We start from the raw sequence: 20,923 nt of genomic DNA, 5'->3' as shown, positions 1-20,923 counted from the left end.
CGGGGAGCCGTTCCGAGCGGAGTAGGGCCGGTCGGTGGGGAGAGCGAAGTGGACCGGAAGAAGCAGGCCCTCCTGGCCGGTCTCGGGGTGCTGGGGCTCGCGGCCGTTGGGGCCTTCGCCCTGACCGCCGCACGATCCGTGGAGCCGGGCCCCTTCGCCGCCGATCCCCACTGCCGCCGGGTCCTGGCGCGGCTCCCCGACGAACTGCTGGGGAAGCAGCGCGACTCGGTGGAGGGGGCCGGCGCCGCGAGCTGGGGTGGTGGCACCATCGTGCTGCGCTGCGGTGTCGAACCCCTCGCGCCCACGGTCGACACCTGCATGAACGTCAACGGCACCGACTGGGTCCTCGACGAGGAGCGGGCCGAGCGCGCGGGGCCGCGGGTGCTCACCACCTACGGGCGCGTCCCCTCGGTGGAGTTGGCCTTCGAGGAGGACGACCTGCTCGCCGGCGACGCCTTGGCCGTCATGGACAAGGCCGTGCGGGACATCCCCCAGCAGTCCAGATGCATCGGCCTGGGCGAGACCTGACCTTAGGTACAGCGCGTGCCGGCACGGCCACACCGCGCAGGGCCGCCAAGTCCCGCGCGGCGATTGCGTGGGAACCCTCCCGTCCGGTCGCACGGACGTTCTAGCGTGCCGGTCATGATCTCGCTCAGGATTCGGCGGGCCCTGCTGCTCGCCCTCGCATCCGTCCTGCTCTGCGCCCCCCAGACGGCCGCGGCCCAGGCACCTGCGGCCCCCGCGGCCCCCGCGCGGACGGCGACGCCCGACCGCCCCTCCTACGAGGTGTCGCTGCGCGCCGACGCCGACGGCTCGCACTGGACCGGCCGCCAGACCGTGTCCTTCCGCAACTCCGCCCGCACTCCGCTGCGTTCGGTCGACGTCCGGCTGTGGGGCAACGGCGCCGACGGCTGCGGCGCCCCCGAGGTACCGTCCCCGGTCCGGGTCGACAGGGTCACCGGAGGCACCCCGCGACCGCTGACCGTCGACTGCACCGCCCTGCGGATCGACCTGCCCGCGCCGCTCCCGTACGGGGCACGGACCAGTATCTCCTTCGACGTGGACATCACCGTCCCGGACCGCGTCCACCGCTTCGGCAAGGACGGTGCGCACCGCTACCTCGGCAACGCGCTGCCCCTGCTGTCCGTGCGCGACGCCCAGGGCCGCCACCTCGATCCCGACGTCGGCTTCGGCGAGAGCTTCTACACCCTGAGCGGCGACTTCCGCGTCGTCCTCGACCACCCCGCCGCGCTCGTCGTCCCCGCTACGGGCACCACCACCCGCCGCGCCGGCGCACCGGGCCGCACGGTCACCACCAGCCTCGCGCACGGGGTACGGGACTTCGCGTGGGCGGCGGGCCCGTTCCTGTCGAAGACGGTGACCACGCCGGGCGGAGTACGGCTGAACGCGTACTGGACGGCCGCCACTTCTCCTGAGGGTGTAGCCCTCGCCCTGCAGGACGGCACCGGCTTGGTCGACGCGTTCGGGAAGCGGTTCGGCCGCTACCCGTACGGCGAGCTCGACCTCGTCATGAGCGACAACCTCGACGATTTCGGCAGCATGGAGTTCCCGGGCCTGGTCCTGCTGTGGACCGAACCCGACGGGTCCGCCGCCGTCCACGAGATCGCCCACCAGTGGTTCTACGGCATCGTCGGCAACGACCAGTTCGCGGCGCCCTGGCTGGACGAATCCTTCGCCCAGTACGCGAACCAGTCGTACTACGGGGAGGACACCACCACCTGCTGGGAGGACCAGCCGATGTGGCCCAGCGTCACGGCCGCGATCACCCGGCCCATGTCCTACTTCGCGGACGGCCACCGTTCGGAATACAGCCGCGTCGTCTACGGCCGCGGCTCCTGCGCCCTGCACGACCTGGAACGCGTCCTGGGCACCCCGGCGATGGCGGCCATGCTGCGCGACTACGTCCGCGACCACTGGCAGGGCGTCTCGACGACCGCCGACTTCAAACGCGCGGCCCAGGCGGCAACGCCCCAGGACCTCACCCCGTTCTGGACGGAACACAGAATCCTCTGACCCCGTCCGGGACCGGCCCCGGCGCGAACGGATCGATCGGCTCGTCCACGCCGCCCTGGAAGACGTGCTGGGCCGCCACCAGGCGTTCGACCTGCGGTTCGAGCGATGCGGACGGCTCCCGGACGTCTTGTACCTAGCTCCGGAACCCGCTGCGCCGCTGCTACGGCTCACGGAGGCGATCGCCGACTGTTGGCCCGAGGCTCCCCCGTACGGCGGCCGGTTCGCCGAGATCGTGCCGCACCTGACCATCGCTCAGGGCCAGGCGGACGCGGTCCTGGAGGAGATCGAGGCCGACCTCGGCGGGCGGCTGCCCCTCACCTCGCGCGTCTCGTCGGTCGACCTGATGGTCCACGACGGCACGGAGTGGCGGGTACGGGCATCGTTCGCACTCGCCGACTCCGCTCCTCGACCCCGACAGCGCCCCTGAACGATCTCGGGGGTGGTGTCGGGGGCGGTCCCGGGTCGCTCCCCGATGTCCGGCGCGAGCGCCGTCCGTAGCGTCGTTCCCATGTGGAGAAACGGGAAGAACGGGACCGGCGGCAAGCGCCGCATGTCGCCCTGGAAACGGGCGCTGCTGATCCTCTGTTCGCTGGTCGCGACCTTCGCTCTGGTCATCGGGGTGCTCTTCACCTGGCTCTACACCGGAGCCAAGGTGTCCACCGTCGGTGCGGTGGACTTCCGCAACGCCCTCGCCGTGCCGCCCCTCGCGACGTCCACGGTGGCAGCGGACGGAACACGCGTCTTCGACCTGCGGATGCAGCAGGGTCGGACCGAGCTCACGCCGGGCACGAAGACCCCCACCTGGGGGTTCAACGGGAGTTACCTCGGCCCCACCCTCCGCGCGAAGAAGGGGGAGAAGGTCCGGGTGAAGGTGGCCAACGCCCTGCCGGAGGCATCGTCCGTCCACTGGCACGGCATGCACCTGCCCGCCGCGATGGACGGCGGCCCGCACCAGACGGTTCCGGCGGGCGGCAGTTGGGCCCCCGAGTGGACGGTCGACCAGCCGGCCTCGACCCTCTGGTACCACCCGCACCCGCACGGCGCGACCGAGTCGCACGTGCAGCGCGGCCTCGCGGGCCTGTTCCTCCTGGACGACGCGCAGTCGGCGGCCCTGCCCCTGCCCAGGACCTACGGGGTCGACGACCTACCGGTCATCGTCCAGGACGTGTCCTTCGACGGCGCGGCCTTCGACCACGGCCACAAACTGATGCGCAACGTGGGCTTCCTCGGTGACCGGACGATGGTCAACGGCACGCTGGACCCGTACGTCACCGTCCGCGACGAGCTGGTCCGGCTGCGCCTGCTGAACGCCTCCGCCGCCCGCGTCTACACCTTCGGCTTCGACGACGACCGGGCGTTCCGGCAGATCGCCTCGGACGGCGGCCTCCTCGAAGCCCCGCACACGACCGACCGCCTGCGCCTGTCACCGGGGGAGCGCGCGGAGATCGTCGTACGCATACGGCCGGGCGAGCGTACGGTCCTGCGCTCCCACCCCCTGGACGCCGGCCTGGACTTCTGGAACCAGCGCTTCGGGGGCGGCGACGACTCCTTCGACGTGCTGCAGCTGCGCGGTGCCCCCACCCTGCGACCGTCGGCCGAGCTGCCGGAGGCCCTGGCGGCCTCGGCACTCCCCACCGGCGAGGACTCGGTGCGCGGCCGCTTCTTCGAGCTCAGGATGTCCGGTATCAACGGCCGGAAGATGGACATGTCACGGGTGGACGAGACGGTCACCCGCGGCACGGCCGAGACCTGGACCCTGCGCAACAACGACGGGATGCCGCACAACTTCCACGTCCACGATGTCCAGTTCCGCGTGCTCGACATCAACGGCGCTGCCCCGCCACCGCCGTTGCGCGGACCGAAGGACACCGTCTTCATCCCGTCCGGCACGACGGTCCGCATAGCCATGCGCTTCGAGGGCCCGGCCGACCCGGACACCCCGTACATGTACCACTGCCACCTCCTCTACCACGAGGACGAAGGCATGATGGGCCAGTTCACCGTGGCAGACCCGGGCCAGCCGTCATCGCCCCCCAAGCTCCCGCCCACCTCAGGCGCGCACCAGCACTAGTGCCGGTGCGACTGGCCGATGGGTCGGGAGCCGTCCACACGGTCTGCGTGAGCGAGTTGTCCTCGTCGTCGCCGTTGAAGCAGCCGACAGTCCATCGACGTTCCCGCGGTGGATGCCCCGGAGGACCGCCCCGGTCAGCGCGGCCTGGGCGAGCCATCCCAGTGGGAGCAGGTGCTCGCGGAGCCGGAGCAGCAGGACCAGTCCACCCTCGTCTCCGGACCCGAATCCGGCTACGGCCGCGACGGCGAAGACGACGCGGGCGCACCGAAGGGGTTGGGGGGAGGAAAATGCGTCGACAGTGCCCCTCGGGACGCGGCAAAGTGGCCGCCCGTGACGAGCAGTGAGCTGTGGACCCGTGCGACCGCCGACCGCTACGACGCCGAGGAGGCCGAGATGACCTCGGCCTCCGTTCTCGGACCGACTCTCGGCTTCCTCGCCGAGCTCGCCGGAGACGGCCGGGCACTGGAGTTCGCCATCGGAACCGGACGGGTGGGCATCCCGCTCCGGGAACGCGGCGTGCCGGTCGTGGGCATCGAGCTGTCCGAGCACATGGCCGCGGTACTGCGGCGAAAGATCGACGAGGACACCCTCCCGGTGGTCATCGGCGACATGGCCACCACGGTCGTTCCCGGCTCGTTCACCCTGGTCTACCTCGTCTACAACACCATCACGAACCTGCTCACGCAGGACGAGCAGGTCGAGTGCTTCCGCAACGCCGCACGCCATCTCGAGCCCGGCGGCCGCTTCGTCATCGAGCTGGGAGTACCGCCGCTGCGGTTCCTGCCACCCGGCCAGATCGCGGTGCCGTTCGACGTCTCCGAGCAGCATCTCGGCTTCGACACCTTCGACCTGGTCGAGCAGGTTCTCGTCTCCCACCACCTCACCCGCGACGGCGACGACGGCCGCTACCGCCGCGACGACTCCCGGCACCGCTACGCCTGGCCGGCGGAGCTCGACCTGATGGCACGGATCGCCGGGCTCGAGAGGGAACGTCGCGTCGCGGACTGGAGCGGGGCGCCGTTCACCCAGGACTCCGCGAAGCACATCTCCGTGTGGCGCAAGCCTGCCTAGGAACGGGCGTCCAACCGGTGGAGCAGGGACCCGTCCCCGCCGAACACGTCCATGAGGTAGCCCTCGGACGTGGAGAGCCGCTCGAACCGGGTGAGGTACGAAACGACGGAATCCCGCTGCTTCTCGAAGAGCGAGTGGTCCGCATCGGTGTGCGTGGTCCGGAGGATGAGGAGCGGAGCCGCGTCGGGCCCCGCCTCCTGCTGGATGGCGTACACGCTCTCGTCGCCGCCCGCTCGGTGGTAGCGCTCGGCCAGCGCCACGGCGGCCGACGGCGCGGCCGTACTGGTCGCCGTCGGTCCGACCGGCGCAGCGGTGCGCTCCGGTTCCGTGCAGCCGTCAGGAGCAGCGCGCAGCCGGCGATCAGGGAGAGACCGGCGAGCCTCCTCGCAGGCACCGGGAGGCCGATGAAGCCGTGAACGACCGGGGTGGTTCGTATCCGCATCCGCATGATGCTCCTCAACTCGCGGACCTTGAAGCCATATGGGCTGCATCCTCACATGGCGGGGCCCCGAAGGTCCGGGGCCGGGCGGAGTACGGCGGCGCGTAGGCCGGTGAAGCCGGTGTGCACCGGATTCAGGGAGAGCAAGGAGGAGAGGCTCAGGCTGCGTTGGCCGGGCCTGTGCTCGTCGAGGACGGAGGTCGGGAGGACGTAGAAGGACCACTGGGTGAGGTCCAGGGGGTCCAGGGTCTTCTTGTCCGTGTGTTTGAGGAGGCAGAAGATGTACACGTCCGCGCGGCGCAGGCGGGCCGGGTCCACCACCCCGGTGACCGTGTCCCAGCCCTCGGCGGGAGCGATGGAGAAGGTGATGGTGGACAGCCTGGCCTGGCTCCACTCCTGGAGGTAGGCGGCCGACTTGACCTCGACCTTGGGTCCGCCGGGCACCCGGATGTCCACCGAGTCCCAGTCCACCCGAGTCCCCCCTGCGGCCACCCCGAGCGCGCTGGCGACGATGTACTCGGCGAGCGCTCCCCGGAGCGTGTTGCCCGTGAGTCCCGAGTACGCCCACGCCCAGAAGCCGAGCAGGCTGCCGTGGGCGGAGCCGTCCAGGTGGAGGGGTTCTTCCCCCGTGCGACGGCGAGGCAATATCGCGCCGAGTTCTGCGTCCATGGGCACATTCTCCAGCTCCGGGGTGGCAGGACTCCGTGGGGGTGTCCGGAAATGGGACGACCCGGCGGGCGGTGCACCTGGGTGTGACGGAAAGCCAAGTGGGCGGTCCCCGTCGATCGGGCCGTCTAGTGTGCGGACCACGGCCGAGCCGTCCGTCGTGGTGACCTGTGGAGGAATCTGTGGCATCGCAGTACGACCCCGAGCACGCTCCCGCGGGTGATGTGGGCGCAGCGCTGTTGATGATCGATTCTCGGCTCAAAGGCATTCACGACGGCAAGACCGGGATGGACCCCGAACAGCAGGCGCTGATCGACCAGTACGCCTCGTCCCTCGGCCCCCAGGAAGCCGACGACCTGCTGGACGGGGCGTGCACGCTCATCTACATGTTCATGATTTGGCTGCGCAAGGCGCACGAGGAGCACGGCAAGGACGTCATCGAGTACGTCGTGCCCAACATCGTCGCCACGATGCGCATGATGCCCAGGAGCGTCCGCCCCGAGGCCATCCCCACCATGGCAGGACTCGTCATCGCCGCGGGCACCGGCCTGAGCCCCAATCTGTGGCGCAAGCAGTACGGAGACTGGACGGAGGCGGAGATGAACCCGCTGGAAGCCACGGCCTTCCTCCTCGCGGAGTACATCAACCGCATGACGGGCGATCCCGACTTCGCCACCCGCCTGATCACCAATGCCCTGGCCGGAGCGGAAGAAGCCTGACGCATGACGCACCCCGTCCCGTCCCTCGGAAGAGCGGCTCTGGGGGCGCCCACCGGCTTTCCGTGATCTGGTGCTGGGAGACCGATGAGTTTCGCGGCGACCGGCTGTCTATCCCTGTGAGAGACCGAAGCCCCAGCAGCCGCCCCGGAAGGGTGAGGAACATGAAGTACATGATCCAGATGAACGTGCCTGCCGCCGAGTGGGACGCCATCATGTCGTCGTACTCCGAGGACGACATGAAGGCCATGTTCGCCCACATGAACGCCCTCAACGAGGACATCACCGCCGCCGGCGAATGGGTGGACGGGCAGGGTCTCGGTGGGCCCTCGCTGGTCAAGACGGTACGGGCCGCAGGCGACGGGCCGCCCCAGGTGACCGACGGGCCGGCCTACGAGGGAACCGTCCTGGCCGGGTACTGGCTGGTCGACGTCAAGAGCGAGGACCGGGCTCTGGAAATCGCCGCACGCGCATCGGCCTGTCCCGGCCCGGGAGGGAAGCCGGGCAGCGACCCGGTCGAAGTGCACCCGATCCCCGGGGACCCGACCCAGTGCTGAGCCGAGCGGGCCGAGCGCGTACCTCCAGCCTCCCTCGCTCCCCTTCACCCCGCCGTCCGGGCCCGGACGGCGGGGTGCGAGGCGGAGGACGAGGCGGGGCACGAGGTGTCAGACCATCAGCAGCAGACGGGTGTTCGATACGAGCTTCCGGTTGACGCTGGTGCTCTGCACGAAGATCGTGAACTCCTCGTTGTGGTCCGGCTTGACCCGTGCCTCCACGGCGGGCAGGCCGAGCAGGGCCCGGGCCTGCGGACCGGTGTACACCCGGTCCGTCTTCTTCTCCAGCACCGCGATCTGCTTCTTCGCCTGGATCTTCTCGGCCTTGCTGAGCTGGTAGAACGCGCCACCCGTGCGGTAGGTGTGCCCGGATTCGACGACCCACTCCCGGATCGCCGCGTCACGCGCCACCGGGATCAGGTGGTACGCGGAGGGATCCGCCGGAGTGAGACCGGCCGCCTCGATGGTGTCCTTGTTGACCACCTCCGCGCCCGTGGAGAACACCGCCCGCGATCCCCGGATCCCCTTGGCGCGGCCCACCATGAACTTCTCGGTGGCCTCCTTGATGACCTGCCCGGCCTCCTCCAGACCCTGCGTGCTCGTGGCGTCCCAGATGGCGATGTTCTCCTTCGGGAACCCGCACTGCATGGCCTCCCGCTTGCCCATCTGGTCCGGCACGAGGACGGCCAGCGTCCAGTTGTCCTCCTGCGTCTCGATCATCTCGGCCACGGCCTTGACCAGCTCACGCGGATTGCGCGAAGGGGCGTCCGGGGCGCGGTGGCTGGCGTTCTCCTGCCCATCGGTGAGCACGAACGTCAGGAAGCTGTGGTCGCCGTACAGTTGAGCCGTCTGCGCCAGCTCGCGCTGTGACTTCAGCGAGGCCGCGAGCAGCGCGGTCATTCCACCGGTCCGGTACAGCTGCTTGAGCGACGGCATCCGGAGCACGTCCTTGTCGTAGACGACGCACTCCACCTTGTCCGCGAAGACGTACACGGTGACGCGGGTCTCCTGGTCCAGCTCACCCGACCGGCGGGCCAGGTACGCGATCTGCTGGTCGGCCACTTCGACGACCTTGCGGCTCAGGTGGGACATGGACGAACTGGCATCCAACACAAGAGCGACGTGGTTGATGTAGTTCTGGTTTCCGGACATGGAAGCTCCCCCTCGTTTCCGACTGGATGCTCCTACCGTCTCATCCACCACTGACAATCGATCATGGCTTCGAGCCCGGACGAGGGGACCCCGGCCGGACCCGAACGGGGCAACGGGAGACCTCATATGACGTGTCGAAACGTTACGCCAGTGGCGTTCGAGTGAACGGTCGTTCCTGTCGGCCCCGCCGGGCGTTGAATCGGCTGACGCGTCCGCCCATGGGAGCGTCGCCAGATCCTTAAGTCCTTAGGGGAACCAATGCGTATCCGCTCTGCCGTCACCGCCTCCGTCCTGGCCGCCGGCATCCTGCTCGGCGGCGCCGGCGCGGCCCTCGCCAACGACGGTGTCGACATCGACTACTTCTCGGGCGGCCACAAGGCCTTCTCGTCCAACTGCTCGTCCGCGGCCGCCGTCCCGGCGCCGTTCGGCCCCGCCTACACCTCCTCCTGCGCCAAGGACGGCGAGGCCGAGTGGCTCAAGGGCGGCCACCTCGGCGCCTAGTACCGTCCGGCTTCGGCCGGCGCGCGCGGGGGCGGTCGGACGGCGACGTCCGCCGCCCCCGCGGTGCGGTACGTACAGCCACCAGGCCGTGACCTCGGTCAGCGCGTACATCCCCGTGCCCGCCCGATCCCGGCCAGCGCCATCACCGTGGCCGGCCGCAGGTTCCGGGCCAGCCGCTCGCGCAGCAGGAACAGCCCGCCGCCCACCACCGCCACCGCGAAGCCGGTGAGCACGCGGGCGCTGCCCCACCCCTTTCCGTGCCGCCGCGGAGCTTTCTGCGGGCAGGAGGGGCATTCCTCTCAGCGGGGTGCCACCGCTCCGGAGTCGGGGGACCGCTGGAGTCCGGACGCGTCGACCGCCTCGAAGTCCGAACCCTTGAAGCCCTTGAGCGCGCCCAGCTGCTCGTTGTCCCAGCCCGGGTTCTCCTCACCGGTGAGGTACCAGGCCGACCCGTTGTCGGCGACGATGGCCCCGTACTTCTTGAGCGCCTCGGCGACGGCCTTGGCCTGAGGTCCCAGGGCCGAGGTGTCCACCGAGCTCTTGAGCCGAAGCCGCAGTCCCATCGGCGGCAGCGAGTCGTCCGCCGCCGCACCCGCCTGGTGCCGTGCCGGCCAGACGTAGCTCTGGTCCGTGCGGGGCACCGTCATCCGGATCGCGTGGTCGACCAGCCCGCCCGCGGCCTCCTCGTAGCGGACGAGCCCGGGCAGGATGGCGAGGCCGGCGGCATCGGCCGAGGTCCAGTCGGCGGGGCGCAGCGCGTGGCTGCGCAGGTCGAAGACCGCGCCCGAGCCGGCGTGCCAGACGTGGTCGCCCTGCTGCGTCGCGTTCCAGAGTTCGTAGGACCTGCACAGGGCGCGGTCCCAGACGACGACGTGGCGGTCCCCGGTGCTCGCCGGACCGTTCTCGATCGCGGCGTCCCGCGGGATCCGGTACCCGGACGCGTCGCTCTCCTCGGCGATGTCCAGCGAGACCCGCGATTCCGGCACCGTCGTGTCCGAGACGGTGATGGGGATGCCGAAGGGCTGACCGTCGACGAGCCCCGATCCGAAGTCCGGGTGCAGGGGCTCGGCGGCGCCGATCGAGGCGACGTACCGCGCCGAGTCCGGGTGGACGGGAAGCGTGTCCACGGGAGCGTGCCAGAAGCTGTCCGGGGGAGCGGTCCGGCAGGAACCGTCCTGCGGGCCTGCGGCAACCAGACACGCCGCGGCGACGGCGCAGACCACGGCGACGACCGGCGTCCGACGCCTGGAGCGCAGTGCTGCCGCGCGTCTCGCTGTCATGACCTCACCTCTCAGCGATCCCTTCCAGCGTAGGCACGTTCCCGCCCCGGTGCTCTGCCGGCCCGGGCGGCGCGCGGCGCGCTCCTGGCGCCCCACGAGTGCTCCCGGTTGCCCGTTGTGGCCGAGGAATCGTTCCGCGTTCAATGAAGGAGGTCGACCGAGCGCCCATTCCGCGCGTTACCACCGTCACCCGGGGAGCAAGACGCATGCCAGGAACGCGGACGCACGACACCGACCACGCCGACGGCGCCGACGCACGCTCGGCGGAGTTCATGAGCCGGTTCGGCCTGGGCGGGGGGCCGGAGCGCTGTGCGCGGATGAGCGCGGGGCTGAACCGGATCGCGGTGCGGATCGCACCGTACGCCGACCCGTTCGCGGCCCAGTTGCTCAGCGATCTCGCCGTGTGGGTGTTCGCCTTCGACGACCTCTGCGACGAGGACCTCCCGAGCCTCACCTCCACGGAGATGCTCACGATGGTGACCCGCCTCCAGCGGACGATCGAGGCCCCCGAGGTCCCCCTCGACGCGGACCCCTTCGGCCTGGCCCTGCGCGACATCCGGCTCCGTGTGGACGCGATCGCCACCCCGGTACAGGTCAGGAGGTGGGTCGACGCGATGCGCGGCTACTTCCTCGCCGAGGCCCGCATCGGCGCCGACGCGACCGTACCGGCGGGCCCGCAGGAGGTGAGCGACTACCTGCTCACCCGCATGCACTCGGGAGCCGCCCTGGCCGTACCCGTACTGCTGGACGCGGCCGGTTCCGCGCTGCCCGCGCCGCTGTGGGAGGACCGGCGGATCCGTGCGCTGACCGAGATGGCGGCCGGGATCGTCGTGGTCGACAGCGACATCCACTCCTTCGCGAAGGAGCGCCGACGCGGCAGCCGCAGCGGCAACCTGATCACCCTCCTGGAAGGCCCGCATAGGCCAGGGCCAGGGGCGGGGCAAGCCCACGGGCCAGGACCAGGACCGGGCGCCAGACCCGGGCAGGGACTGCAAGCCGCGTCCGCGCTCCGGGACTCGATCATGCGCCGGTTCGTCCACCTGGGCCGGCAGACCGCGAAGGCCCCGGCAGACCCGAGGATCCAGCGGTACCTGGACGCGCTCACCCAGTACGTCCACGGTGCGCGGGACTGGTGCGGTGCGACCTTCCGCTACCACCCCGGGCAACCGGACGGCAGCCACCATCAGCCCCGGCCGACGGCAACCGCGTACGACCCCCGGGACCACGCCCCCCTCACACCCCCTCCGATCGCATCGATCGCCTGGTGGTGGGCCGTCGACGGTGATCCGCCGGCTTCTGTCTGAGCCGGGTCCGGACCCGGACCGGACCCCGCGGCTCCGTCGTCATCCGCCGGTGGCGCGCCAGATGTTGTCGAAGGCCGCGTTCTCGATGGCCCGGCGCTGTCGTACGCCCGCCAGCTCCGTCACCGCGTCGTTGACGGCGGCCAGTACCGTCGCGACGGCGTCGTCGGCCACGTCCGGAGCGTCCGCGCCCCGGTCGGTGCCGCCCCCGAGGGCCTCGGTCAGGAGCACGAGCACGGGTTCCCGCGAGGTCCACCGCTCCTCGGCGCGCCCCCGGGCCGGCGAATCGGCCGGCACCAGCTCGCCGGCCCGGAGGGAGAATCCGCGGCGGCGTCGCCGTACGAGCTGCCCGTCCTCTTCGAGCACGGCCTGATAGTTCGCGGACAGGCCGAGCCCCCTGCGCCACAGCCAGTCGGTGACGGACTCGTACGGCGCCTCCCGTACGAGCGATGCCGCTGCCGCGTCCAGCAGGGGATCAACGAGCGCCGCCGGCTCGCCCGGGGTCGGCACGATGTCATCGCCGTCGAGCCCCACGGCCCCTGCGGCGAGGAGGTCGACGACCTCGGCCCCCGCCAGCGCGAGCGACAGCTCACCCTGTTCGGCGGTCCGCCCGGACTCCGCGTCCATGGAAATGATCAGCAAGTCCCGCGGTGTGGTCATCAAGGGCTCCTCTCGTCCGTGCAGGCAAGGCGCTGACCCATTATCGATTAGTGCGGTCACCCGGGGACGGCCCCGAGCGCGGCCGTTCGTAAGACGTCACATTTCCGAAGACGTCGGCTTCCCGCAGCGGTCGGAAATAGAAAGATAACCTTTGCAGTTTTCCTATATGTCCCTTATGGTGGTGCCGTGGAAGATGAGAAGCCGCCACTGCACCAGATCGCCGAAGAGCTCCAGATGACCGTGGGGCTCCTGGTCCGCCAGCTGCGGGCCGCGTCGGCCGAAGGGGGAGTCACGCTCTCCCAGACCTCGGTCCTCAAGCGTCTGAAGCGCGACGGCGTACACACGGCCACCGAACTGGCACGAGCCGAACGGGTCCGCCCCCAGTCGGTCATGGCCACGGTCAACGCGCTCCAGGCGGACGGCTACGTCGAACGCACCGCCCATCCCACGGACGGGCGCCGCCAGCTCATCTCCCTCACCGACAAGGGCCGCACCTTCCTCGCCCACCGCGAGGGGGTGGGCCACGACCTGCTCGTCCAGCGCCTCACCGAATGCCTCACCCCGGCGCAGCTGGACGTCCTCGCCCAGGCCCTCCCGGTACTGCGACGGCTGGCCGAGGACTGACCGGGCTCCACGCCCCCGACCCTCGTAGGAAGGCATACGCATGTCCGAGATCACGCTCGACCAGCACACCGCCCTGGTCCTCATCGACCTTCAGAAGGGCATTCTGGCCCTGCCCGTCGTCACCCCCGCCGAGCGGATCCTCTCCCAGGGCATCCGGCTCGCGGACGCCTTCCGCGCGGCCGGCCTGCCCGTCATCCTCGTGAAGGTCGCCTGGTCCCCGGACGGCGGCGACCTGCCCCCCACCCGCACCGACCGGCCCGGTCCCGCCACCGCGCCCCCGGCCGAGTTCTCCGCGCTCCCGGCCGAGCTGACCACCGGGGTCCACGACATTGTGATCACCAAGCGGCACTGGGGCGCCTTCACCGGCACCGAGCTCGACCTCCAGCTGCGCCGCCGCGGCGTCAAACGGATCGTCCTCGCCGGCATCGCCACCAGCATCGGTGTCGAGTCCACCGCCCGCTCCGCCTGGGAGCACGGCTACGACCTCGTCCTCGCCGAGGACGCCACGACCGACTTGGACGCGGACGCGCACGCCCACACCTTCGGGAAGATCTTCCCCAGGATCGGGCAGGTCCGCTCCACCGACGAGATCCTGACCGCCCTGAAGAACCTCGGCGGCTGACTGCGGCTGACTGCGGCTGACCGCGGTTTACCCGGGCACCCCCTCCGCTACGGGAGCAACTCCAGGGTGATGTGCGGGGACAGGGCGCGCAGGAAGTCGGCCGCGTCGAAGATCTCGCCCGCGGAGGCGACGCCCACCGCGCGGGTACGCCCGGACAGGACGCGCTCCAGGGCCTCCACGACGAGGGGGGCCGTGACGGCGTAGATGTCCTGCCCGTGGGCCACGGCGCGGCGTTCGGCGCCGCCCGAGCGGACGACCACGTCGACGAGGAAGGTCTGGTCGGACCGTCCGCTGTCGTCGGCCGCGGACGGCGCCGGCGTGCCGGGGGCCGCGATGTCACGGACCGCCTCCACGGTCATGTAGGTGGTCACGTCCGGGATCGACAGGTGACTGGGCACGGTCACCACGTCGGCCATCGTGAACTCCCCGATCACCTGCCGGGCACCCATCGGCTCGGGGAACCGCCACTCGACGGTGGGCGCGGCGTCGGTGCGGTACTCCCACTGCCCGCCCGTGTACCGCATGCGCCCCTCACCGCGCCGTTCGCGCGAGACCGCGCCCGAGAGCCGCGTCCCGGCGGTGGGGTGCCAGCTGCTCAGGGCGTACGCGATGTGCGCCTCGTCGGCCCCGGTCCAGTCGCCCATCGCCGCCGTGGCCAGCAGGTCGCCCAGGCCGCCGAAGAAGGCCATCGCCGGGACGATCACCGCCCCGGCGTCCCGCGCCCGGTCGGCGAAGTGCGCGAAGGTGTCGATGTTGGCCTCCAGCTCGGCGGCCACGTCCAGGTAGGGGATCCCGGCCCGCAGGGCCGCCTCGATCACGGGGCCCGTCGTCGCGGCGAAGGGCCCGGCGGCGTTGATCACGGCCGCCGCTCCGGCCAGCGCGCGGTCCAGTGCGTCAGGGTCGTCCACCGTCGCCGGGCGGGCCTCCAGACCTGTCTCGTACGCCAGCGTCTTCAGCTTCTCGCCGTCGCGGCCCGACAGCACCGGCACGAAACCCCGCTCCACCAGCTCCGCCACCACGAACCGGCCGGTGTGCCCGTAAGCGCCGAACACCGCCACCGTCTGACCTGATCCCATGGTCCCGCTCCCCTGTAATCGCCCGTACCCGGATGACCCGCCGCGGACCCTCGGGGCCCGCCGCCCTCTGTCGTGAGCATCCTTTCGCGCGACGGCATCCCCGCACCACTGTCCGGAACGACATGACCCGTACACTTCCGGACATGCCCCATGTCGCGCTGGCCGTCACCGACGGCATGCTGCACTTCGAACTGTCCCTGGCCTGCGAGGTCTTCGGCTCCGACCTGACCCACCTCGTCGACCCCTGGTACGAGTTCTCGCTCTGCGGACCGGACGCCGTACGCATCGACCGTTTCCGCCTGGAACCCGACCACGGCCTCGACCACCTCGCGCGAGCGGACACCGTGATCGTCCCCGGCTGGGCCGACGTCGACCGGGACCCGCCGGCCGAGCTCATCGACGCGGTACGCGCCGCTCACCAGGCCGGCGCGCGCGTGGCCTCCCTGTGCACGGGCGCCTTCGCCCTGGCCGCCGCCGGCCTGCTGGACGGCAAGCGCGCGACCACGCACTGGGCGCACACCGAGCAACTGGCCTGGCGCCATCCCCTCGTCACCGTGGACCCCGACGTCCTCTACGTGGACAACGGCAGCGTGCTGACCTCCGCCGGCAAGGCCGCCGCCATGGACCTGTGCCTGCACCTGGTGCGCCTCGACCACGGCTCCGCCGTCGCCAACAAGATCGCCCGCCGGCTGGTCGTCCCGCCGCACCGCGACGGCGGCCAGTCCCAGTTCGTCACCACCCCCGTGCCCACCCCCGGCAACCATCCGCTCGCGGACCTCTTCCCCTGGGTGCTCGAACGCCTCGACGAACCGCTCACCGTGGAAGACCTGGCCCGTCGGGCCCGGATGAGCTCACGCCACCTGGGCCGCCACTTCAGGTCGGTGACCGGCACCACCCCTTTGCAGTGGCTGCTCACCCAGCGCATCCGGCACGCCCAGGAGCTGCTGGAGACCACCGACGACACCGTGGACACCATCGCGACGGCCACCGGCATGGGCACCGCCACCACCCTGCGCCGCCACTTCGCCCGCACGGTGGGCGTCCCGCCGGACACCTACCGCCGTACGTTCCGCTCCCGGACCCCCCCCCGGCCCACGCCACGGGGTGAGCAGCGCCCCGTACGTTTCCGATCACATCGATCGATAGCGATCAAAAGAATCAGGTGAACCGTTGACGGCACCGGAGGACCCTCCCTAGATTCGCCGCATGGCGACTCCCGAGGCCCTCCCCGAAGCCACCGAACCCCGTCCCGCGACACCTTCCGCCTGGTGGCGGAGTGCCGCGATCTACCAGATCTATCCGCGCAGTTTCGCGGACGGCAACGGCGACGGGATCGGCGACCTCGCCGGGATCCGCGCGCGGCTTCCGTACCTGCGGCAACTCGGCGTGGACGCGGTGTGGATCAGCCCCTGGTACCCGTCCCCGATGGCCGACGGCGGGTACGACATCGCCGACTACCGCGACATCGACCCGATGTTCGGCACCCTGGCCGAGGCCGAGGCGCTGCTGTCCGAGGCGCACGACGCGGGCATCCGGGTCATCGTCGACATCGTCCCCAACCACTGCTCGGACCAGCACCCCTGGTTCCGCGCGGCCCTCGCGGCCGGCCCCGGCTCGCCCGAGCGCGCACGCTTCTGGTTCCGCCCCGGTCGCGGTGAGCACGGCGAACTACCGCCCAACACCTGGCAGTCCGCCTTCGGCGGCCCCGGCTGGCGGCGGGTGGCCGAGGCCGACGGCACGCCCGGCGAGTGGTACCTGCACCGGTTCGCTCCCCAGCAGCCCGACTTCAACTGGGAGAATCCCGAGGTCCACGCGGAGTTCGAGTCGATCCTGCGCTTCTGGCTCGACCGGGGCGTCGACGGCTTCCGCATCGACGTCGCCGACAACCTCGTCAAGGACCCGGCGCTGCCCGACCACGAGAGCGGGCCCCTGCCCTGGGCCGACCAGGACGGCGTCCACGACGTCTACCGCGCCTGGCACAAGGTCCTCGACGCCTACGACCACGACCCGGTCTTCGTGGGCGAGGTGTGGACTGCCGACCCGGAGCGCTTCGCCCGGTACTTGCGCCCGGACGAACTGCACACGGCGTTCAACTTCCCCTTCCTCCAGAGCCCCTGGGACGCGACGGCCCTGCGCACGGTCATCGATTCCACCCTCGCCGAGCACGCCCCGGTCGGCGCCGCCGCCACCTGGGTCCTGTCGAACCACGACACCACCCGTCACGTCACCCGCTACGGGCGCCCCGACACCTCGTACGCGCTCGACGGCCGCCGCATGCACGGCGTCCCCGCCGACCTCGTCCTCGGACGCCGACGGGCCCGGGCCGCGGCCCTGCTGACGATGGCGCTGCCGGGCTGCGTGTACGTCTACCAGGGCGACGAGCTGGGCCTCGACGAGGTCGAGGACATCCCGTCGGCGCTCCGCCAGGACCCGGCGTTCTTCCAGACCGGGGGCGAGGACCTCGGCCGGGACGGCTGCCGGGTCCCCCTCCTCTGGGGGGACGAGGCACCGGACGCGAGGTCCTGGCTGCCCCGGCCGGCCGCGTGGGACGGCCTGAGCGTGCGCGAGCAGAGCGCGGACCCGGACTCGATGCTCGGCTTCTACCGCCGGGCACTGGCCCTGCGGTCCGCCCGAACGGCCCTGCTCGAAGGCGAGTTCAGCTGGCTGCCCGCCCGGGCGGGCGTGCTCGCCTTCGCCCGCACCGCGGCAGGGTCCTCCGTACGCTGCCTGGCGAACCTCTCGGGAAGTCCCCTTCCGCTGCCGGACCACACCGAGGTCCTGATCGCCAGTGGCTCCATGGAGAACGGAACCCTGCCCCCGGACACCGCGGTCTGGCTGCGCTGAGCAGCCGTATCGCAGGCCCGTCGTGCCGCTACGGGTACGGCGGGCCGGGGGTCACCGGCTCGCGTTCCGCCGTCCGCCCGTACGGACCCTGCGCGGCAGGGTGCCGACTGCCAGGGGCAGGGTGGCGGCCAGGACGCAGCACGCGACCGCGAAGGCCGCCGAGGTGGCGGCGACGGTGATGACGCCCGTCCGGTCGGCGGTGTTCTCATGGGCGGCCAGAGCGGCGGCCCCCACCGCCGCCAGCCCGACCGCACCGCCCAGTTGCCGGATGCTCTGGCGCAGGACGGAGGCGTCGGGCCTCTTGTCCGGGGGAACCGCCCGCATGAGCTCGGCACTCAGGGCGGGGAACGGCAGACCCATTCCGACTCCCGCGAGGAGCATCCCGGGGACCTGCCACAGGTACTCGCGCGACGGCAGGGCGGTCGTCCAGGCCACCGCGCCGGCGACGGCCGCCGTCAGACCGAGCAGAACGGGCACCCGGACCGAGCGGTAGTGGTCCAGCAGGTACCCGGAGAGGAAGGTTCCCGCCGCCGAGGCGGCGACCAGGGGCAGCAGGGAGGTTCCGGTGGCGAGGAGCGAGAGGCCCAGGGCCTGGCGCAGGTGGACGGTGCCGTGCACCAGCACGATCAGCTGGGGTCCCTGCACCAGGAAGGTGAGCGCCACGGCCACGGCGTACGGGCGGATGCCCAGCAGTCGCAGGTCGAGGAGGGGCCGGCGGGAGTTCAGGATGAGCCGCACCGCCACGTACATCGCCCCGGCGCCGGTCGCGAGCGCGGTGAGGGTCCTGGCGTCGGTGAAGCCCCAGACCCCGCACTGGTACAGCCCGAGGACGAGCACGACCAGGGAGAAGATCACCACGAGGGGCTGGACCACGGACAGGGCGCCGCCCTGGGCCCGATTGCCCAGCCGCGCCCGGGCGATCATCCACAGGCAGGCCGCGCCGACGGGCAGGTTGACGAGGAAGACGGAGCGCCAGCCGAGGAGTTGGGTGAGGACCGCGCCCACGATCGGGCCGAGGACCAGGAAGAGCTGTGCCAGGCCGGCGTAGACGGCCAGGGCCCGGCCCCGGTCCTGTTCCTCGTACACGTCCGCGATCACGGAGGTGGTCACCGGCATCATCAGCGCGCCACCGACGCCCTGAACTGCCCTCACCGCGATCAGGTAGGGCTCGGCGCCGTCACCCGACGGGGCGAGCGCGCACAGCCCCGACGCGATGGCGAACAGCTCGGCGCCGGCCCGGAAGGTGGTCAGCCGGCCGATCCTGCGGGCCAGCATGCCCCCGACCGGTACGAACGCGGCCAGCGCGAGGACGTAGACGACCACCACGCCGTGCATCATGAAGGTGGTCAGCCGAGGCTGTGCGCCATCGGATCGAGTGCGATCGCGACGACGGTCTGGTCCAGACCGACTATCCCCCCGGCGCACCCCACGGCCGCGACGACGTAGCGCCTGCGGGGCGGAGGCGGGCCTTCGGGCGTCACGAACGGAGGAACGACCAAACGACATCGCGGATACGGCCCAGTGCTGCTCCGCGAGAGTTCGTGAAGGGGTGCCCGCTGCGGTCAGGTGGCCTTGAGCGGGCTGCCGTCGTAGGTTCAGCGGAACGGGTGGGCGGTCTCGTTCCGCTGGATCATGTAGGCGTCCATGTGCCGATGAGGTCGTCGCGGCTGGCGAAGTCGCCGTACCGCAGGACTCGGCGGGCGAGGGCGGAGAAGACGAGTTCGACCTGGTTGAGCCAGGAGGCGTGTGGTGGGGTCCCGTACACGTGCCAGCGCGGATGCTTCGCCAGCCAGGCCTTGGTGTGCTTGGCGGTGTGCGAGGAGCCGTTGTCGAGCACGACGTGGATCTCCCGGGCCGGGTCGATGGCCGCCTCCAGCCGGTCCAGGAAGGCGGTGAACGTCGCCGCGTTGTTGATGACCTCGGTGAGGACTTCTCCGCTGGTCACGTTCAGGGCGGCGATGACGGACGCGGTGCCGTGGCGGACGTACGCGAACTCCTGGCGGGTTGCGGTACAGCTCGCAGATCGCCTTCGCGCGCTCCCCGACCCCGGGGGTGTCGCGGCGGGTGAGCCAGCCGGTCACCTGGTGGGGCTTGCGGTCCAGGTCGGCCAGGAGCCGGCCGACGTGGGAGGGCGAGATAGCGGCGCGGGCGCCCCGAACGCGCAGCGTCCGTCAGCCCCGCCATGCCGCTGCGGGCAAATCGGCCATGCCACTTGCGCACCGCCGCTTGTGAGCAGTGCAGCTGTCGGGCGATCTCCGCATCGGCAGGGACGTCCTGGGCCCAGGGGCCGCGACGCTGGAGTTGCGGGTGCATGCGGTCCCAGCACTGGGCCGTGGCCGGCCCGTAGCGGGTGTCGTTGCAGGTGCGTCGGTCGGGTTCGCGCCAACTGTCCGGCGACGCGAGGGTGAGCCGGCGTCCGTGGCGTGCGGGCCTGCCGCCCTTGACCCGGTAGACGGGCTCGCCGGGATCGTCGTAGAAGACACGATCGGATAGGCGAGTTCTCTTGACCAGCGTCTCATGGCCTCGGCCGGTGTTCGGTCTCCGAGGACCAGGCGGGGGCGTTCGTTGAGCTCACGTTCGACTTGCGCGAGGTCGCGGGCGGTGTAGTGGGAGAGGTTCGTGCCTTTCGGGAAGTACTGGCGGAGCAGTCGAGCTTTCCAGCCTCGAGGCAGGTGGATGAGCCGGACGTAGCGTGTGGCACGGTCGACGAGGGTGCCGATCGCGGGGGCCTGTGCCTTTCCGACGGTGAGGTCGCCCTCCCAGTGCCCCGCTCGTTGTCTGGCTTCTGCCTCGCCGGGCCGGGTGTGAACCGGCCGCATGTTCGGGATGGCGTTCTTGGACGGTATGCCGCGGCGCTGCTTCTTCCGGCGGGAGCGCCGGGTCCTCAACCGGGCGGTGCGCTTGTCCAGGTGTCCGCGGTAGAGGGCGCGGGTGAGGTGACGGGTGATCTGCTGCGGTGACCAGTGCTGCTTCAGCTTGTCATTGACGAAGGCACGCGGTTCGTTGCTTGTCTGGAACTTCTCCCGGCGTCGGCGCAGGATGGCCTGGTTGCCCGGGAGTACGGCCGGCGAGTAGTCCTTCGGCGATCGCGATGCGGTCGTCCTGCGTGAGGTAGCGGTCATCGACGGGCTTGTCGGGGAGAAGCGTGCGACCAGCCTTGATGAACCACAGCGAGCCCGCGCTGGTGGACACGCCCACTTGGCGGGCAGCGGCAGCCCCTTTCAGGCCGCCTCTACGCAGTTCGAAGTACCTCTTCGGCACAGACAGCGGCAAACGGTTCGGCGGATACCTCGACATCGGACCGACTCCTTT

At 71.1% G+C, this 20,923-nt stretch carries 23 protein-coding genes and 2 pseudogenes; 13 read left to right on the top strand and 12 right to left on the bottom strand.

Annotation, left to right across the window (positions count from 1 at the left end; genetic code table 11):
- Positions 1-48 precede the first annotated feature (48 nt).
- From OG435_RS35410 to OG435_RS35390, 5 genes are all read left to right on the top strand, one after another.
- Entirely contained in the window at positions 49-528 is a 480-nt protein-coding gene (locus OG435_RS35410) for a DUF3515 family protein (protein WP_266883288.1), read from the top strand.
- Positions 529-642: 114 nt separating this feature from the next.
- On the top strand, positions 643-2,034 hold the full coding sequence (locus tag OG435_RS35405; RefSeq protein WP_266883286.1) for a M1 family metallopeptidase: 1,392 nt from the start codon (positions 643-645) through the stop codon (positions 2,032-2,034).
- Between the two features lie 31 nt (positions 2,035-2,065).
- On the top strand, positions 2,066-2,461 hold the full coding sequence (locus tag OG435_RS35400; RefSeq protein WP_266886368.1) for a 2'-5' RNA ligase family protein: 396 nt from the start codon (positions 2,066-2,068) through the stop codon (positions 2,459-2,461).
- A gap of 81 nt (positions 2,462-2,542) precedes the next feature.
- A complete protein-coding gene (locus tag OG435_RS35395; RefSeq protein ID WP_266883284.1) occupies positions 2,543-4,105 on the top strand; it encodes a multicopper oxidase family protein in 1,563 nt (520 codons plus the stop codon).
- Between the two features lie 330 nt (positions 4,106-4,435).
- Complete coding sequence (locus tag OG435_RS35390; protein WP_266886366.1) at positions 4,436-5,176, top strand: class I SAM-dependent DNA methyltransferase; 741 nt, start codon at positions 4,436-4,438, stop codon at positions 5,174-5,176.
- Here the strand turns inward: OG435_RS35390 and OG435_RS35385 are convergent.
- The gene (locus OG435_RS35385; RefSeq protein WP_266883282.1) at positions 5,173-5,436 is read right to left on the bottom strand and encodes a hypothetical protein; all 264 of its coding nucleotides are present in this window, start codon (positions 5,434-5,436) and stop codon (positions 5,173-5,175) included. The genes OG435_RS35390 and OG435_RS35385 overlap by 4 nt on opposite strands.
- Before the next feature lie 233 nt (positions 5,437-5,669).
- The gene (locus OG435_RS35380; protein ID WP_266883281.1) at positions 5,670-6,284 is read right to left on the bottom strand and encodes a hypothetical protein; all 615 of its coding nucleotides are present in this window, start codon (positions 6,282-6,284) and stop codon (positions 5,670-5,672) included.
- 179 nt (positions 6,285-6,463) lie between these two features.
- Between OG435_RS35380 and OG435_RS35375 the strand changes: the two genes are divergently transcribed.
- Positions 6,464-7,000: a hypothetical protein gene (locus OG435_RS35375; protein ID WP_266883279.1), complete on the top strand. Its 537-nt coding sequence runs from the start codon at positions 6,464-6,466 to the stop codon at positions 6,998-7,000.
- Between the two features lie 161 nt (positions 7,001-7,161).
- The gene (locus OG435_RS35370) at positions 7,162-7,554 is read left to right on the top strand and encodes a YciI family protein (RefSeq protein WP_266883277.1); all 393 of its coding nucleotides are present in this window, start codon (positions 7,162-7,164) and stop codon (positions 7,552-7,554) included.
- A 108-nt stretch (positions 7,555-7,662) separates the two neighbouring features.
- Here the strand turns inward: OG435_RS35370 and OG435_RS35365 are convergent, their stop codons facing one another.
- The gene (locus OG435_RS35365) at positions 7,663-8,703 is read right to left on the bottom strand and encodes a vWA domain-containing protein (RefSeq protein ID WP_266883275.1); all 1,041 of its coding nucleotides are present in this window, start codon (positions 8,701-8,703) and stop codon (positions 7,663-7,665) included.
- Positions 8,704-8,961: 258 nt separating this feature from the next.
- Between OG435_RS35365 and OG435_RS35360 the strand changes: the two genes are divergently transcribed.
- Positions 8,962-9,204, top strand: a complete 243-nt coding sequence (locus tag OG435_RS35360; protein WP_266883273.1) for a hypothetical protein — start codon at positions 8,962-8,964, stop codon at positions 9,202-9,204.
- 98 nt (positions 9,205-9,302) lie between these two features.
- Here OG435_RS35360 and OG435_RS35355 read toward each other — a convergent pair whose 3' ends face one another.
- Both OG435_RS35355 and OG435_RS35350 read right to left on the bottom strand, forming a co-directional pair.
- Positions 9,303-9,437: a hypothetical protein gene (locus tag OG435_RS35355; RefSeq protein WP_266883271.1), complete on the bottom strand. Its 135-nt coding sequence runs from the start codon at positions 9,435-9,437 to the stop codon at positions 9,303-9,305.
- Positions 9,438-9,503: 66 nt separating this feature from the next.
- Positions 9,504-10,484 (bottom strand): hypothetical protein, encoded by a 981-nt coding sequence (locus OG435_RS35350; RefSeq protein ID WP_266883269.1) that lies wholly within the window; start codon positions 10,482-10,484, stop codon positions 9,504-9,506.
- Positions 10,485-10,690: 206 nt separating this feature from the next.
- On the opposite strand from OG435_RS35350, the gene OG435_RS35345 reads away from it, so the two are divergent.
- Complete coding sequence (locus tag OG435_RS35345) at positions 10,691-11,788, top strand: terpene synthase family protein (RefSeq protein WP_266883267.1); 1,098 nt, start codon at positions 10,691-10,693, stop codon at positions 11,786-11,788.
- 39 nt (positions 11,789-11,827) lie between these two features.
- Here the strand turns inward: OG435_RS35345 and OG435_RS35340 are convergent, their stop codons facing one another.
- Positions 11,828-12,445 (bottom strand): GOLPH3/VPS74 family protein, encoded by a 618-nt coding sequence (locus OG435_RS35340; RefSeq protein ID WP_266883265.1) that lies wholly within the window; start codon positions 12,443-12,445, stop codon positions 11,828-11,830.
- A gap of 186 nt (positions 12,446-12,631) precedes the next feature.
- Here OG435_RS35340 and OG435_RS35335 point away from each other — a divergent pair, with 186 nt between their 5' ends.
- Entirely contained in the window at positions 12,632-13,069 is a 438-nt protein-coding gene (locus OG435_RS35335; protein ID WP_266883263.1) for a MarR family winged helix-turn-helix transcriptional regulator, read from the top strand.
- A gap of 40 nt (positions 13,070-13,109) precedes the next feature.
- Positions 13,110-13,691, top strand: coding sequence for a hydrolase (locus tag OG435_RS35330; protein WP_266883261.1), 582 nt, complete (start codon positions 13,110-13,112; stop codon positions 13,689-13,691).
- A gap of 47 nt (positions 13,692-13,738) precedes the next feature.
- On the opposite strand, the gene OG435_RS35325 is transcribed toward OG435_RS35330, so the two are convergent.
- Positions 13,739-14,767 carry a saccharopine dehydrogenase family protein gene (locus OG435_RS35325; RefSeq protein ID WP_266883259.1) on the bottom strand — a complete coding sequence of 343 codons (1,029 nt, stop codon included), beginning with the start codon at positions 14,765-14,767 and terminating at the stop codon, positions 13,739-13,741.
- A gap of 143 nt (positions 14,768-14,910) precedes the next feature.
- Between OG435_RS35325 and OG435_RS35320 the strand changes: the two genes are divergently transcribed.
- Together OG435_RS35320 and OG435_RS35315 are read left to right on the top strand one after the other, a co-directional pair.
- Entirely contained in the window at positions 14,911-15,933 is a 1,023-nt protein-coding gene (locus OG435_RS35320) for a helix-turn-helix domain-containing protein (RefSeq protein ID WP_266883257.1), read from the top strand.
- Between the two features lie 40 nt (positions 15,934-15,973).
- The gene (locus OG435_RS35315) at positions 15,974-17,611 is read left to right on the top strand and encodes a glycoside hydrolase family 13 protein (RefSeq protein WP_266883255.1); all 1,638 of its coding nucleotides are present in this window, start codon (positions 15,974-15,976) and stop codon (positions 17,609-17,611) included.
- Positions 17,612-17,662: 51 nt separating this feature from the next.
- Here OG435_RS35315 and OG435_RS35310 read toward each other — a convergent pair whose 3' ends face one another.
- From OG435_RS35310 to OG435_RS35295, 5 genes and pseudogenes are all read right to left on the bottom strand, one after another.
- Positions 17,663-18,949: an MFS transporter gene (locus OG435_RS35310; protein WP_266883253.1), complete on the bottom strand. Its 1,287-nt coding sequence runs from the start codon at positions 18,947-18,949 to the stop codon at positions 17,663-17,665.
- 8 nt (positions 18,950-18,957) lie between these two features.
- On the bottom strand, positions 18,958-19,092 hold the full coding sequence (locus tag OG435_RS35305) for a hypothetical protein (protein WP_266883251.1): 135 nt from the start codon (positions 19,090-19,092) through the stop codon (positions 18,958-18,960).
- A gap of 149 nt (positions 19,093-19,241) precedes the next feature.
- Positions 19,242-19,601, bottom strand: a pseudogene (locus OG435_RS35300) (transposase); the annotation flags it as partial.
- Entirely contained in the window at positions 19,559-19,924 is a 366-nt protein-coding gene (locus OG435_RS50450) for a helix-turn-helix domain-containing protein (protein ID WP_353962792.1), read from the bottom strand. The pseudogene OG435_RS35300 and the gene OG435_RS50450, both read right to left, overlap by 43 nt.
- A gap of 200 nt (positions 19,925-20,124) precedes the next feature.
- Positions 20,125-20,908, bottom strand: a pseudogene (locus OG435_RS35295) (IS30 family transposase); the annotation flags it as partial.
- Between the last annotated feature and the right edge of the window lie 15 nt (positions 20,909-20,923).

Origin of the sequence: Streptomyces sp. NBC_01264 (assembly GCF_026340675.1) — a bacterium.
Taxonomy (GTDB): domain Bacteria; phylum Actinomycetota; class Actinomycetes; order Streptomycetales; family Streptomycetaceae; genus Streptomyces.
The sequence above is the reverse complement of the archived record's forward strand: the minus strand, read 5'-3'. Positions and strand labels throughout refer to the sequence as shown.

Bases quoted from the DNA above. Each gene is read 5' to 3' on its own strand.
- OG435_RS35325 (WP_266883259.1), bottom strand. From the start codon at position 14,767: ATGGGATCAGGTCAGACGGTGGCGGTGTTCGGCGCTTACGGGCACACC.
- OG435_RS35360 (WP_266883273.1), top strand. From the start codon at position 8,962: ATGCGTATCCGCTCTGCCGTCACCGCCTCCGTCCTGGCCGCCGGCATC.
- OG435_RS50450 (WP_353962792.1), bottom strand. From the start codon at position 19,924: ATGCACCCGCAACTCCAGCGTCGCGGCCCCTGGGCCCAGGACGTCCCT.
- OG435_RS35315 (WP_266883255.1), top strand. From the start codon at position 15,974: ATGGCGACTCCCGAGGCCCTCCCCGAAGCCACCGAACCCCGTCCCGCG.
- OG435_RS35330 (WP_266883261.1), top strand. From the start codon at position 13,110: ATGTCCGAGATCACGCTCGACCAGCACACCGCCCTGGTCCTCATCGAC.
- OG435_RS35340 (WP_266883265.1), bottom strand. From the start codon at position 12,445: ATGACCACACCGCGGGACTTGCTGATCATTTCCATGGACGCGGAGTCC.
- OG435_RS35405 (WP_266883286.1), top strand. From the start codon at position 643: ATGATCTCGCTCAGGATTCGGCGGGCCCTGCTGCTCGCCCTCGCATCC.
- OG435_RS35320 (WP_266883257.1), top strand. From the start codon at position 14,911: ATGCCCCATGTCGCGCTGGCCGTCACCGACGGCATGCTGCACTTCGAA.
- OG435_RS35350 (WP_266883269.1), bottom strand. From the start codon at position 10,484: ATGACAGCGAGACGCGCGGCAGCACTGCGCTCCAGGCGTCGGACGCCG.
- OG435_RS35345 (WP_266883267.1), top strand. From the start codon at position 10,691: ATGCCAGGAACGCGGACGCACGACACCGACCACGCCGACGGCGCCGAC.
- OG435_RS35365 (WP_266883275.1), bottom strand. From the start codon at position 8,703: ATGTCCGGAAACCAGAACTACATCAACCACGTCGCTCTTGTGTTGGAT.
- OG435_RS35310 (WP_266883253.1), bottom strand. From the start codon at position 18,949: ATGATGCACGGCGTGGTGGTCGTCTACGTCCTCGCGCTGGCCGCGTTC.
- OG435_RS35370 (WP_266883277.1), top strand. From the start codon at position 7,162: ATGAAGTACATGATCCAGATGAACGTGCCTGCCGCCGAGTGGGACGCC.
- OG435_RS35380 (WP_266883281.1), bottom strand. From the start codon at position 6,284: ATGGACGCAGAACTCGGCGCGATATTGCCTCGCCGTCGCACGGGGGAA.
- OG435_RS35395 (WP_266883284.1), top strand. From the start codon at position 2,543: ATGTGGAGAAACGGGAAGAACGGGACCGGCGGCAAGCGCCGCATGTCG.